Genomic DNA, 14,076 nt, shown 5'->3' with positions numbered 1-14,076 from the left:
GGTCCACCGATCAGCTCCTGCTCCGCTTGACCGGGAGCGTGCCCTGGCGTCCCTCCTGCAGCAGGGTCCTGGGCAAGGCGAAACCATCGAAACTGCGCTGGGTGATCGGATTGTTGGCTTTTTCCGCCCAGACCCGGTAGCGCATCCGTCCATCGGCAACGGCGAAGGTCAGATCGACGCTGGTGGTGGTACGGGCATTGAGCTGTCCGCGACTGAGCAGGCGGAACAACGACCAGGGCCCGCGATACCCCAGGGACGCCGTGTTGCCAGTGCTGTGCACCAGTGTCAGTTGGCTGCCGCTGACATCGCCCAGGCCATTCGGCCAGACCAGCCCGACGCGCTGTGCCACGCCATGCTCAAAGGGAATCAACTGGCCATCAACCCTGAGCAGGCTGCTACGTCGCTTCACGTCGAGCGCCAGGGGTTCGATGCTGAGCTGTACCGCCAAGGCGCCCCGGTGGTTGAAGAACGTTTCGCGAATACGCTCGGCCTTCTTCAATTGCTCCAGTACATCGCCACGCACCAGGTAGCTGCCACGGCTTTCGGAGTACAACGCATCGAGGTTGTCCTTGAGGAACACATCGAGGTACTGCTCATGGAATTTTTGCAGTCGCCCCTGTGGCCCGAAGAACGCCTCGAAGTCTTCCAGGGAAGCATCCTCGCCACTGGGTCTGAAGGGATAGCGGTTGGCCAGGCGTTCACGGTAGAAGCTGTAGATCTCGGTGTTCCAACGTTTTTCCAGCTCGCGTAACGCAGCGACCAGCAACACCTGGGAGGTCTGCTCGGCCAGTTTTCTCACCTGCTGGTTGAGTGGCTCGGGCAGACCGGTGGCAATGCGTTGCAGGTTGCCGATCGGGTCCGTGCCGCCCAGCGCAAAACGCTCCAGTACGACCTTGAGGGCCGCCTTGCCGGGGTCGGGATGGTCGTGCACGGTCTTGGTATGGTCGTACACCGCACTGATCGAGCGCAGGGCTTCCTCGTAATGGGAGGGGCGCTCACCTCGGGCGGCGATCAGCTCCGACAAGCTGGAAAACGCCCGCCGAATCGCCATGGCCTGTTGTTGATCATCGGAAAGCCTGGCCGTTTCGACCGGGGCCTGCCCCTCCAACACCAGCGTCGCCGGATGAATCAGCGTATTGTCACGCAGGGTTTCCAGCAGGCGCCGCAACGGTGCCGATGGGCCGGTGATCTGCTCCAACACGCTCACGCCGTGACCCAGGTCGCGAAAGTCGGTGACCGCGAACTGATTCAGCGCCCGCCGCCAGCTGTCGACGTAGTCGGCGCTGTAAAGCGTGCGGATCCGCTGGGTCAATACCTTGCGGTCCTCCTGGGAGTAGTCCAGTTTCTGCCGCTCACCGAGCACCCACTGGTCGATCACCGCCAGTTCGATGATGTCCTGCGCACTCGGTTCGAAGTAGTCCCTGAAGCCTTTCGCGGTAAGCAGCGGCGCCAGCAGCAGCCCGCTGTCGGTCGGATCGGAAGACAGCGGACGGTAGACGATATCGAACGCCGGGCCGATCTCGTTGCGCAGGTCCAGTGCATGCGAAAAATGGCCCTCGGCATCCTGTTTCAGGGTCAGGTAGACCCGCTCCGCCATGGGTTGCTGACGCAACTGCCGTTGTACCTGGGCAATACGTTCGCGCTGCGACGAGAGATCGGTATCGGCGTATTTCAAGGCATAGTCCAGGTGGCGCAACAGCGCAGCCTGCAACTGCCCCTGGCCGGGATAGGCCCTTTGCCATTGCCGGGCGACCCACTCGCGAACCATTGCTGGCCGGCGATTGCTGCGGTCCTCCAGCATCCGGTAGATCCGCAGGGCGGCCAACTGCTGGTTGCTGCCCTCGGGGGCGGTGTTGATCGCCTCCAGTACACCGCTGGCGATGGCCGGCAGAAAGCGCTTGGACAGCAGGTTCAGGTAGGCTTCATCCACCGTCGGGCCGATCGCCGAGCCCTGGTACAGGCCCATGTCCGCCAGCAACGGCCAGGCTTGGCGATAATCGCCATAGATCGACAATGCATCGCGGATCTTGTCCAGCGGCTCCAACAGGTTGCGCCCGGTGGTATCCAGCGTGGTAGCGATATCCCAGGCACTGAACTCCTGGCTCCTGGCCAGAACGTCGCTGGCCTTGTCGCGGTTGATCTGGAAGTAAATCTGCCACAGCCCCGCCGCCAGCAGGCAGCCCAGCGCCGCGACGCCGAAACCGGTGGCCAGCAGGCGCCGCTTGCGCCGGGCGATCTTGAGGTTGTCACCCGCCAGGCCAGCCTCGGGGTAGATGACCTGTGTAAAGAGTTTCCCGGTGAAATACACCCTGTTCCCTCCGGTTGCCCGGGCAGTGGCAATCGGCATGTCCACCCCCTGCGCCTCGGCAGCCGCTTCGACGAAGCTGTTGAGCAACACACCCTGCTGATGTATCGAGGAAAAGTACACACCGCGCATCAGCACCGACGAGGCATGCTGGCCACCGCTCAGGGCATTGAGCAGAAAGGCGCTCAGCAGGTTGCGCATGCCCGCCAGCTGGCGTGAAACGGCGAACAGGCTGTGACGTTGCCTGGACAGGCTCGGCTCGCACAAGGCATCGAGCAGGTGCTCGCCGAAGCGGGTGACGAAACGGGCATAGTTGTGGTCGAACTCCTCCAGCCAGGCGTCATGGCTGTGCGCCGCCGGCAAGGAAAAGGTGAACCCCATTACCTCGTCCCGCACCTTGGCCGGCAGCCGCCCGAAGAACTGCTCGAAGCCTTCCAGCAGGTCGATCTTGCTGAGCACCACGTACACGGGCAGGCGCGTCCCCAACTGGCGGGTCATTTCTTCCAGACGCGAGCGTATCGAGGCCTGCACCTGCTTGCGCTCTTGCGGTGACTGGGTCATCAGCTGCCCCAGGTCGACCGTCAGCACGACGCCATTGAGCGGCCGACGACTGCGGTTTTCGCCCAGCCAGCCCAGCAGATGCTGCCAACGCCGGGCATGGATCGAAGGGCTGCCGTCTTCGGCCGTCTCCTGGCGACTGACGAAGGCGCCAGGGGTATCGATCAGCACGGCCTCATGTCCCAGCCAGCACAGCACCTGATCCTGAGCCCCGCCAGGCTGCCCATCGTCGGCGAGGGTCAGCGGGACAGGGTCTTCGAGCTGGGCGACCAGGCTACTCTTGCCCGAGCTCTTGCTGCCCAGCACCAGGTACCAGGGCAAACGGTAGATGTCATCGTGCAGCAGTTGCTTGCGCAAGGCGGCCAGGCTGGCATCCAGGCTCTGCTGCTGGCATTCGAGGTCACGCAGGCAGGCATCCTGCGCAACGGCTGCAAGCCGACGCTGCTCGGCCTGCCATTGCCGATAACGCCGTTGCACGCGCCATGCCCAAAGCAGCAGCGGTAGCAGTACCACCACGGCGCTGGCGGTTATCCGCAGGGACAACGTGCCCAGTGGCTGGTACTCCCGCCAGTGCCATCCCGGCCCCAGCCACCAGATGGCCGCCAGGATGAACAGCACGCCGAGCGCGACCATGACCGGCATGGCCAGGTGGAGTTGATGTCGAGCGGCAGTGACCGCCGTCCCGAGAGTTTTCCAGAGATTCAGCATGGGCTTGCTCCTAGCGGCGGCACGGCGGCTCAGGCCAGTTTTGGCAGGATGTCGGTGTCGATGCAGTAGTGCTGCGGGCGTTGCGGGTCGATCCAGACCTGGATGTGCTTACCCGTCAGGTAGGGAGAGGGGTCGAACCAGAAGTGCTTGCTGTAAAACAGTCGGACCTGGTTGGTGTTGGGATCGAGCCATTGGGCAACGATTCGCCATGGATTCTGACCGTTGAGGTTAATCGTCTCATCGCGCTCCGCCCCCATCAGGAGCGCGTTCAGTTGCCTGCCGGTCATCTTGAGCCTGTTCATACGGCGTTCAGCACGCCAACCATTCAAGGTCACCACCCACACAAAAACACCACCTATTCCCAGAAAGCCAAGGGCCATCCCCCCCATCGCAATGCTGAAGAACCATTTGTGCGTGATGTCATCGATATAGGCGTTGTTGGGGTTCTGCGGCGAATAGAGAACGGGGACTCTCTCCTCCAGGTCGTATGCCGGTGGCCGCTGGCAGACATTGCCGCCGAATTGCACGGGCCGATTCTCGAACGTCTTGAACTGAACGGTAAGACAGCCCTTATCACTCATGGCCACGACCGTGCCATCTGCAGGAATCATCGTGGACAGTTCCGTAACACGCTGGCTGTAGACAACAACCGCCGAGACCAAGAGCAGGACGCCCACTATGACAAACATCCACAGTGCTGCTTTTGTCTTTTTCATAACTTCTCCTTGGCTTTATTCAGGATGATGCGATCCACCAGGGTTGATATTGTCGTTTTCACTTCAACATCAATCCTGTTTTTTAAAACTGTCAACGACAGCAACTACTTTCTTAGCTCTTAGAGCACGATCTCACTGGCATGGCCCAATAACTTACCAAAAGCACACCACGGCCATCCTGGAATCGTTCATGCTCCGCTGCCCTTACTTCAATGGCCCGCTTTGTTGGATGGAGCAGCGATAGCTATCTTGGGCGTAATATTCTTGCATTATCGGTTTTTCATTGCGCCGCCACATAGTCATAGCAAGCTGTGGAGAAGATAGCGAATCACTCCCTCGTCTGACTTTCTCCGTTCCTGTTTCCGGGCCCCGAGGATTATCGACGGGGGAAGTTTGGTAGTAGTCGGCGGCGTACCAATCATTCACCCACGATATAGCGTTCTCCCCCATTTCATATAGACCCAACGGATTAGGAGGAAAGGAACCAACAGGCTTTATCCTCCTATCATCGTGAACGTTTCTCCCTATGGCGATACTTCCAGTATCTGTGGGATATACGACATATCGCCCTCTGGAACGAGCGGCATACTCATACTGAGCTTCAGTAGGTAAATCTACGGAAAGTCCACTCAGCTCACCCAGCCACAAACAGTAGTCCTTGGCTTCCTGCCAAACTTTGCTATAAGCAGGAAAATCTTTATTGAACATATCCGGATTTCTTTCCCGGTACGGCCTTGTCAAACCGTCCCTGACATCCTCTTCTGTAAGGTCCATTAGATACAAAGGAAGCCCAGTGAAATATCGAAACCGATCATCTTCCGCGATGGTGGTGTGGTACTTGGCCATGTAGAAGCTATCGAGCCGTACGGTGTGCAACGGTCTCGAATCCGACTTGGGGACCAGAAACCAAAGTTCATCCCGAGGCATGCCACATGGCCATTCACACATGTCGGCGGGATCGTATTGACCTACCCAGCCAAAATCCCCCATCTCGAACGTTCCGCCTTCGACGAACACCATGTTGTCGATAGCGGTCACCACCTGTTGCAGCAACGCCTGGCGTTCGGAGACGGGCTGCTGCGGATAGCGCTGATCGATACGTTCGGCAATTTCCTTGATGTGCTGCGGGGCCAGCGACTGACTGAGGACCGGGTTGGCCTGGTTGCAACCAGACAATACCGGCAATAGCGCAATAGAGAACAACCAACGCATATTCCATTTCTTTTGTTCAGGCACAAAGTCCCACTGTCTCAACTTTCGATCCGCGTGCGAATTTGCAAAACCGAAGTTCTGCATAGCGCTGGAAACAATCATTTCAATGGCCCGCTTTGCTGGATGGAACAGCGAAAACTACTTTGGGCGTAATAGTCCCTCCTTACCGGTTTATCACTGCGGCGCCACATGGTCATAGCAAGCTGTGGAGAAGACAGCGAATCACTGCCTCGCCTGACTTTCTCCGTTCCTGTTTCCGGCCCCCGAGGATTGTCTATTGGTGAATTTTGGTAGTAGTCGGCGGCGTACCAATCATTCACCCACGACACAGCGTTCTCCCCCATCTCATAAAGACCTAGTGGGTTAGGAGGAAAATAGCCAACAGGATATATGAACTGACCATCATGAACATTTTCCCCTCTAGCGATACTACCAGTATCGGTGGAGTACACGACATAACGTCCTTTGGAACGAGCAGCATATTCATACTGAGCTTCAGTAGGTAAATCTACGGAAAGTCCACTCAGCTCGCCCAGCCACAAACAGTAGTCCTTGGCTTCCTGCCACAACTTACTGCGAGCGGGGTAATCTGGCAGGTACAGCTCTGGACTTCTTTCCCTCGATGGCTTTGTCAAACCGTCCCTGAGATCTTCCTCTGTCAGTTCCATTCGATAAACAGGAAGCCCAGTGAAATACCGAAACCGATCATCTTCCGCGATGGTAGTGTGGTATTTGGCCATATAAAAACTATCGAGCCGTACGGTGTGCAACGGTCTCGAATCCGATTTTGGGACCAGAAACCACAGCTCATCCCGAGGCACGCCACATGGCCATTCACACATGTCGGTGGGATCGTATTGACCTACCCAGCCAAAATCCCCCATCTCGAACGTTCCGCCTTCAACGAACACCATGTTGTCGATAGCGGTCACCGCCTGTTGCAGCAACGCCTGGCGTTCGGAGACGGGCTGCTGCGGATAATGCTGATCGATACGTTCCGCTATCTCCCTGACGTGCTGCGGTGCCAGCGACTGACTGGGGACCGGGCTGGTCTGGTCACAGCCGGCCAATACCGGCAATAGCGCAATAGAGAACAACCAACGCATATTCCATTTCTTTTGTTCAGGCACAAAGTCCCACTGTCTCAACTTTCGATCCGCGTGCGAATTTGCAAAACCGAAGTTCTGCATAGCGCTGGAAGCAATCATTTCAATGGCCCGCTTTGCTGGATGGAACAGCGAAAACTACTTTGGGCGTAATAGTCTTTCCTCACCGGCTTATCACTTCGGCGCCACATGGTCATTGCAAGCTCTGGTGCAGAAATGGAATCACTCCCTCGCCTGACTTTTTCGGTCCCTGTTTCTGGACCTCGAGGATTATCGACCGGGGAAGTTTGGTAGTAGTCGGCGGCGTACCAGTCATTGACCCAAGACACTGCATTGCCCGCCATATCATAGAGCCCCAGTGGATTTGGTGGATAAGCACCCACGGAATATACGTCAGTATCCCCACTTACATTTCTTTCTTTATTGATGCTTCCATTATCAGTAGCATAAACCACATAGCGACCACCAGAACGAGCGGCATATTCGTACTGGGCTTCGGTGGGTAGATCCACAGGCAACCCGCTCAACTCTCCTAGCCAAAGGCAATAATCCTTCGCCTCCTGCCATAACTTGCTGCGGGCTGGAAACTCAGGCTTGAACGAATCGGGATTTCTAAGTCGATGGGGAATAGTCAATCCATTTTCCAGGTCCCTTTCAGTTAGCTCCATTCGATACTGAGGAAGCCCCGTGGAATACCGAAACCGATCATCTTCCGCGATAGTGGTGTGGTACTTGGCCATATAAAAACTATCGAGCCGTACGGTGTGCAACGGTCTCGAATCCGACTTGGGGACCAGAAACCACAGCTCATCCCGAGGCACGCCGCACGGCCATTCACACATGTGGGCGGGATCGTATTGACCTACCCAGCCAAAATCCCCCATCTCGAACGTTCCGCCTTCGACGAACACCATGTTGTCGATAGCGGTCACCACCTGTTGCAGCAACGCCTGGCGTTCGGAGACGGGCTGCTGCGGATAGCGCTGATCGATACGTTCCGCTATCTCCCTGACGTGCTGCGGTGTCAGCGACTGACTGAGGACCGGGCTGGTCTTATTGCAGCCGGCCAATACCAGCAGTAGTGCAACAAATGGCAGCCGGTACATGTTCCGCGCCTTTCGTCCAGACACAACGTTCCACTGCACCGTTTTCCGAAAAGCGCACGCAGATATAAACCGGAAGCTATGTATCAGGCGACGGGCATTCATTTCAATGGCCCGCTTTTTTGAATAGAGCAGCGATAGCTATTTTGAGCGTAGTAGTCCAGAAGAACCATTGGGCTGTTTATGCGGCGCATGGTCATGGAGGCGCTGGGAGTCCAGAGCGCAGTACCTCCACGCTGAACTTTTTCAGTGCCTGTCTCTGGTCCGCGGGGATTTTCTACCGGGGAATTCTCATAGTAATCTGCGGCATACCAATCGTCGACCCAGGAGACTGCATTTTCACCCATTTCATATAAACCGAGCGGATTTGGAGGAAAGTGCCCAACAGGATAGATATCTCCTTTAGCATGAACATTTTTCCCTCTAATCACGCTGCCCGTATCGGTGGAGTATACAACATAACGCCCACCAGAACGTGCCGCATATTCGTATTGGGCCTCGGTGGGAAGATCCACCAGTAACCCACTCAGTTCACCCAGCCACAGGCAGTAATCCTTCGCTTCCTGCCATAACTTGCTACGGGCGGGATAATCCGGTTTAAACATCTCTGGAACTCGAATTCGGTACGACTGAGTCAGGTTATCTCTTCGGTCCTCGTCGGTGAGTTCCATTCGGTATTGAGGCAACCCTGTAAAATAGCGAAACAAGTCATCTTCCGCTACAGTAGTATGGTACTTGGCCATATAAAAACTATCGAGGCGCACGGTATGTAGCGGCCTGGAATCCGAGTCCGGTACTAAAAACCACAACTCATCCCTAGATACTCCGCATGGCCATTCACACATATTTTCCGGATCGTACTCACCAATCCAGCCGAAGTCGCCCATCTCGAATGTCCCACCTTCGACAAACACCATGTTGTCGATAGCCGTTATCACTTGTTGTAGCAACGCTTTCCGCTTGGCGGCCGGCTGCTGCGGATAGCGCTGGTCGATACGTTCGGCAATCTCTCTGACGTGCTGCGGTGCCAATGACTGACTGAGGACCGGACTGGTCTGGTTACAGCCGGCCAAGACCAGCAGTAGTGCAACAGGAAACAATCGATTCCTGCATCGCTCCTTTCGCTCAAACATAGCGATTCGCCTCCCAGTATTCCCGTGCCGCCATCAGTTCTTCGAATTTTCCGTTGACGTACAACGGCTGCCAAGGCTGCCACTTTGGCAAGGGCTGGCCGGGCTGTGCCTCGTCGGCATGTTCGCCCAGGTGCTTGATGAAATCGGAGAATTCTTCCTGCTGCTGCCCACTCAAATAACTGCGGATACGGTCGATGCTATCCACCGCTTTGACAACGTTGGCAGTCGGATGCATACGTTCCAGCACCAAGTAAAACTGGCGCCAACTGCTGACCTGCCTGAGCAGATGGATAATGGCTTTTTCCGTATTGTCCCTGGGACTTAGAAGATAGTACTCGCTAAGCATGTACAGAGCCGGCCCCAGCACCTCGGGCGGCAGGCGGGACAGAGGGATACGCTGAGTTCCGAGTAAAAGTGGTTCGTCGTTCAGTATGCGGTCGGCCAGTTGACCAACTGAGGCAATGTTCTTTAATCGCCCCGTCCACCAATCCTTCAACACTGTCGGTCCTTGCCCTATCAGGTCACTGAGAGTCCTCCTCGGCTCACTCAACAACCTTGAGACACCCTGATAGAAAAGCTCGAACGCATCCCCATCAATTCCAAACAGATACCGAAAATCCACCTCACTCAACGCTTGATAAATCACCCCAACCAGCTCAGCGGCTTTCTCAAAATCCACCAACGTGCCAAACCCACCGCCGGCGCCCGGACCAAATACCACCTGTCCTTTGAAATGCAGATACAGACGCTGCTTATCGAGCACCACCTGAAAATCCCTCTCTCCTCCCACTCCATAAGCCATATTCCCCTCCGCCCGCACCTCCACCAAAGGCGCCCACGGAGCATCTGGCCGATGCTGCAGCTCCGGCATCATCCACTCCAATGCCCCGGTCAGCGACCCACCGAACTGCCCCCCCAACAACCCGCTCCCCCTTATTTGCACCTTGCCGCCCCGTGATTCCAGCTCAGGGCTCAGCAACAAGGCGCTGGCCCCCGAGGGCGCCTCCTTCCACTTGACCTCGGTAGTGGCCGAACCCGCCGCCGTGATTCCGGAAAAGCAGCTCAGCTCCACCGAGCCGCGCAGGCGCAAGGCTCCGCAACGCAGATAGTCCCGCTTGCCAGCGGCATTCTTGTAGGCAATGAACAGATCGCGACCACCCTGGCTGGGCATGAAGTGGGAGAACGTGATCTTGCCTTCCGCCAGGGAGAAGCTGGCCTGCCCCTTGAGGCCCAGCGAGACCGTTCCCTGCTTGGGATCGAAACCGGAAAATCCCACGCTGGCCTGGGCCGCGAAACGCAGAAAATGGGCTTCGGTACTAACGGCATAACGTGCCTCATCGCTGTCGTCGGAAGTCCAGTCGAACTCCTCGTGCAAGGCATTGATGGCGCTGTCCTTGGGGAACACCCAGCTCTTGAGCCGGCCTTCCAGATTGCCCAGCGGTTTGGCCAGGTCGGCCTTGATCCGCTTGCCGATTTCTTTCTTGATGTCACCGACCAGCGTCCCGGCACGGGCCTTGAGTCCGGCGCTATCGAGAGGCTTGGATACCGGTTGACGTCCGACCTCCACGCTCATGGATTCACGCAACCCATCAGCCGCCGATCGGGATATGTAATAGCGACGATCCGGCTTGCTCAACACAATGACTTCCGTCACCCCATTGTTGCCGTGGACCCGGGTGACACTCTTCCCTGAAATGACTTTCGCGCCCAAGGCAGGGTCCGGCAGCGTGTCGGTGGCGATCAGGCTGGCGCTCTTTTGAGCGGCATCCAGTTGCGACTTGAGCGCAGCCCGCTCGGTGTCGATGGTCTCGATGATTTTTTCACTGATGGTGCAAGTGGTCTTGCTGCTGAACACACCGCACAGTTCCAGGAACTGCTTACGCCGTTGAGTGAGTTCACTGATCCGCCCCTGTATATCGTCGTTGGCTGTCAGTCCCACTTCTTCAGCCTGCACCCGTGCCTGGTGCAGGCTGAGCAGGCCCGCTTTTTCAGCCTTGCGAGCCCACGCCTGCTTCTGGCAGGCCTCGCAGTCACAGGTTTCCTCGCCGGGCCAACACCCCCCTGCGCTACAGGATCGTGCCTGCTGGGGTGGGCTCTGGATGATTTTCTGGAACTCCTTCATCAGCGATTCGACGACCTGGATCGCTTCAAGCAGGCGCCGTTGCTCGGGAGCGGACAGCACATAAAAAGTGCTGCCCTCACCGGTGATGTGCACGGCGTCCACCCGGGGCTCCTGGCAGGGCGGCGTGCTGACCGGGTTGCAGCTGTAGGTGCTATCCGCGAACAAAGGCGGCGGCAGGTCAAGGAGTTCGGAAGCGGTCATGGTTTTACTCCAGGTAATGGCTGTGCCTCCAGCCGGCACAATCTCTGTTCCAAGGGGACATCCGTCGTGAGCCATGCCTCGGTCTCGGACACGAGCCAGAACTCGCCCAGGCGCAGGTACTGGCGTAGCCAACGCTCCTGCTGGCTTGCAGTGACATAACCGAACCGGCGAGCCGCCGAGAGCAGATCGAAGACTTTCGCGACAGCCTTGTCGAGCGGCACCGGGAGGTGCCCGGCATAGCGCTCAACCAGAACCAATACCTGATCCCACTGCCGCTCTTGTGCCACCCGCTCAAGCACATCGTGGTCCAGTGCCCATGTCACTGGCGGCTCATGTCCCGACAGTGGAGTGCCAGGCCGGGACCACTGATACCAGCCATGCCCCGAGTGCCAGGTCAACGAGGCAAAGGGAGCGGTCAGCGCCTCGCGTTGTGTGGGGGACAACCCCATCAACAACGCCCTCAATCCTCTGGGATCGTACCAGCGGCACAGTGCGCGACGACCGTCTGGAGCTTCAGCCCACAGGTGCTGACGGCAGTGCTCGACAAGGGACTCCCAGGCCATCCCTTCCCGAGGCTGAAAGACGATACCCAGGGGCTCGTTTACAAGACGCGGCAAAATATTCGCCAGGCTCGCGCTGTCTTGTGGCAGCGCAACCAGATGAGGGCCGACGGCTCTCATTTGCCGGTACGCGGTACCGCTGAACAGGGGTTCGACGGCCCACCCCGTCAACAGGCGATCGCTGTGAAGCAATACCGACAACGACTCATCCTGAATCAGGTCCAGCAGTAGATACTGATCATCGAGAGCCAGATCCTGGGGCATGAGGTCAGGGCAGTTCAGCCCTGGCAGGCGCCTAGTGATGAGGGTGCAACTTGCAGTTTCCATGGGTATCGAACTCACAGGAATTGATTAACAAGGCGCCTTCTCGCGACACTTGACGCAAGAAAGTCAGGGGAATGGCGACCTCGACGGCAGCCAGGGAAGCAAGCACGCTCGGCGCCGCCCCCAGGTCCAGCGCCACGCTGGAATGAATCCCGGCCGGATCCAGCCGCAGGCAGTGGCCGCCGGCCTGCAGGGTCAGGCTGACCCCTGCATCGAGAACGATCTCATCGCCCGCCTGCAGGTGAATCTGCCGGCCGCTGTCCAGGCCGAAACGGCCCGACACCTTCAAGCTCCGGCTACCGCCCACCTCCAGGTGGTCATCGGTTTCAACCACGGTGGTGCGCGTGCCCTTCACCCGGTGTTGCTGTTCGCCGTCGACCTGCGAATGACTGTTGCCGTGGATCGCCAGGTGGCGGTCGTTGCCGGTCTCGATGTACTCGTCATGCCCGACCCGCTGCCTTCGGTCATGGCCGACCTGGAGGCCCTGGTCGTGGCCGACCTCGGTGTTCTGGTCGCGCTCGGCATGCAGGTACAGTTCCTCCTGGCCCTTCTCGTCCTCGAAACGCAGTTCGTTGAAACCCTGGCCCTTGTGGGTCCGGCTCTTGATGGTCATCCGCGTCTTGTGCCGGGGCAGTTCGTAGGGCGGCAGGTGCGTGGCGCGGTAGGTGCGCCCGGTGGCGATCGGCTGGTCGGGGTCGCCGTCCAGGTAGCTGATGATCAGTTCCTGGCCGACCCGCGGCACCGCCATCGCGCCCCACAGGGTGCCGGCCCAACCCTGGGCGACCCGGATCCAGCAGGAGCTGTATTCGTCCTGGCGGTCGCGGCGATCCCAGGGGAAGCAGACCTTGACCCGTCCCCACTCGTCGCAATAGATCTCTTCGCCGGGCGGTCCGACCACGGTGGCGACCTGCGGGCCGTCGATGCGCGGCTTGGCGTGCAGCGGGGCCTTCCACTCGGCGTTCCAGCGTATGGCCGTGCCCTCCAGCTCATAGGAAGTGCCGCTGTCGCTGCCGAAGGCTTCCTCCAGCAGGCTGCTGTGCTGTTTGCCAGTGTGTTTCAGATGAACGCTGCGCCAGCGATCGTTGAGGTCAGCCCGTGGGTGCTCTTGCAGATCAAAGGTCATGCCCGGCTGCAGGCGTGCATCGTCGCCGACCAGGCAGGCCCCGATCGCATCGCTGCGCAGGGCAGCCAGCCGGGTCCGGGTGAAGGGTTTGCCAGCCGCATCGCGCTTGTAGCGGCCGGGGTAGTCGTAGCGTTCGTAGTCCTTGTGCTGGTTTTTCAGCGCCGGGCCGCCATCGGCGGTGTGCTGCTGGTTGTAGCGCGGGTGGGTGAAGCTGTAGTCGCGTTGCACCTGGCGGGCGGTGCGCACCTGCTCGCTGTAGTGAAAGCGGCGCAGGGCCGGTTCGTGGGCGTCGCCACCGGCCATGGGCTGATAGTTGACCGACCCGCCCTCGATAGCGCCCACGCCGGTGACATCATCGGTGATGAACAGCAGGTGCCCGTCGCGGCGATGTTCGAAGGTGTAGAGCAGGCCCTCCTCGGCGGCGAGGCGGGCAATGAAGTCGAAGTCCGTTTCCCCGGCCTGGACGCAGTACTCGCGGGGCTGATGGGGAAAGCGCAGGAACAGTTGCACATCGGTCAGGTGCAGCCCCTTGAGCACCGTGGTGATGATTTCGGGCACGCTCTTGTGCTGGAAGATCCGCCAGTTGGAACTCAACGTGGCACGCGCCAGCAGCGGTTCGAGCTCGACCTCGTAGCGGGTACGGCGAAAGCCGGTGTCGCCCTGGCTCAAGCGGCTGACCAGGCCGTGGACATGGCGGATCGGCGTCTGGCCACGCCACAGGGTGAACACCGCGGGCAGGTCCAACAGGCGGTTGAAGTCGACCGCCGGATCGCCGCTGGCCAGCTCCAGCTGGAGCTTGAACGGCTTGGACAAGCCTTCGTCCAGGGTGAAGGAGACCACGTCGAAGGCATCGCCTTGCAGGGGTTCAAAAGTGAAGCGCAAATCGCTCTGGCGAGGCATGTCGG

Annotated in this window: 9 protein-coding genes; all 9 read right to left on the bottom strand. The window is 58.8% G+C overall.

Annotated elements, in window-relative coordinates; all coding sequences use genetic code 11:
- Positions 1-10 precede the first annotated feature (10 nt).
- Complete coding sequence (gene tssM, locus HU752_RS11890) at positions 11-3,571, bottom strand: type VI secretion system membrane subunit TssM (RefSeq protein WP_186680475.1); 3,561 nt, start codon at positions 3,569-3,571, stop codon at positions 11-13.
- Between the two features lie 29 nt (positions 3,572-3,600).
- Entirely contained in the window at positions 3,601-4,287 is a 687-nt protein-coding gene (locus HU752_RS11885) for a DUF3592 domain-containing protein (protein ID WP_186680477.1), read from the bottom strand.
- A 204-nt stretch (positions 4,288-4,491) separates the two neighbouring features.
- Complete coding sequence (locus HU752_RS11880) at positions 4,492-5,601, bottom strand: formylglycine-generating enzyme family protein (protein ID WP_225920124.1); 1,110 nt, start codon at positions 5,599-5,601, stop codon at positions 4,492-4,494.
- Entirely contained in the window at positions 5,598-6,707 is a 1,110-nt protein-coding gene (locus HU752_RS11875) for a formylglycine-generating enzyme family protein (RefSeq protein ID WP_225920123.1), read from the bottom strand. The genes HU752_RS11880 and HU752_RS11875 overlap by 4 nt, the downstream gene beginning before the upstream one ends.
- The gene (locus HU752_RS11870) at positions 6,704-7,711 is read right to left on the bottom strand and encodes a formylglycine-generating enzyme family protein (RefSeq protein WP_186680478.1); all 1,008 of its coding nucleotides are present in this window, start codon (positions 7,709-7,711) and stop codon (positions 6,704-6,706) included. The genes HU752_RS11875 and HU752_RS11870 overlap by 4 nt, the downstream gene beginning before the upstream one ends.
- A gap of 98 nt (positions 7,712-7,809) precedes the next feature.
- A complete protein-coding gene (locus tag HU752_RS11865) occupies positions 7,810-8,841 on the bottom strand; it encodes a formylglycine-generating enzyme family protein (protein ID WP_186680480.1) in 1,032 nt (343 codons plus the stop codon).
- Complete coding sequence (locus HU752_RS11860; protein WP_186680482.1) at positions 8,834-11,164, bottom strand: hypothetical protein; 2,331 nt, start codon at positions 11,162-11,164, stop codon at positions 8,834-8,836. Before HU752_RS11860 ends, HU752_RS11865 begins: the two co-directional genes overlap by 8 nt.
- Complete coding sequence (locus HU752_RS11855) at positions 11,161-11,988, bottom strand: DUF4123 domain-containing protein (protein WP_186680484.1); 828 nt, start codon at positions 11,986-11,988, stop codon at positions 11,161-11,163. The genes HU752_RS11860 and HU752_RS11855 overlap by 4 nt, the downstream gene beginning before the upstream one ends.
- Positions 11,989-12,019: 31 nt before the next feature.
- Positions 12,020-14,071, bottom strand: a complete 2,052-nt coding sequence (locus HU752_RS11850; RefSeq protein WP_186680486.1) for a type VI secretion system Vgr family protein — start codon at positions 14,069-14,071, stop codon at positions 12,020-12,022.
- Positions 14,072-14,076: the final 5 nt, after the last annotated feature.

Source organism: Pseudomonas vanderleydeniana (assembly GCF_014268755.2).
GTDB lineage: Bacteria > Pseudomonadota > Gammaproteobacteria > Pseudomonadales > Pseudomonadaceae > Aquipseudomonas > Aquipseudomonas vanderleydeniana.
The sequence above is the reverse complement of the archived record's forward strand: the minus strand, read 5'-3'. Positions and strand labels throughout refer to the sequence as shown.